General features: G+C 44.7%; 1 pseudogene. It reads left to right on the plus strand.

What is annotated here, in order from left to right:
• Positions 1-573 (plus strand): annotated as a pseudogene (locus ACS8FC_RS19560) (HAMP domain-containing histidine kinase); the annotation flags it as partial.

Raw genomic sequence — 573 nt, forward strand, 5'->3', positions numbered from 1 at the left:
TTTCGTTCCGTATTTGCCAAACTATTTGCCAGCGTTATGCTGGCACTTACTTTATTTGCAGTTGCTATGGTGCTATTGACCCAACTGGTGCATGACAAGGATGCAGGAATCCGCTCAGAGATATTGGCTACGCAGATTTTGGGTCAAATTGATCCGTTTCTGCACGAGTTGAACATCTCTATTAGTAAGGACAATCGCCTACAATCACGATTTATGCTTGCTGTTGTCAAAAAAAGCTTTGATATTTTTGATGAGTCACTACAGGCCAAAATGGGCTTGTACGACAGCGAAGGTCGGTTGCTCATGCAAACCGATAATAGTGATTTGCCACTAGAGCTACCACCTACGCCATCTTTATTTTCACGTGTTTTTCCTTCGTTTGCAGATACCTCCCCTACTAAGCAGGCTCAAGTCTATAGCAGCACTGGCTATACTCTGCTGTATGAGTCACGTTTACCTCCTAAAAAGCCCGTACTTTCTGCAGCGCTGAATCTGTTTACAGGTACGTTGTTGCTGCTCATTATCATGGCAGGTGTTCTGTGGCTGATTGCCCGTACCATGACATGGCGTATC

The organism is Psychrobacter sp. 1Y4, assembly GCF_051847555.1.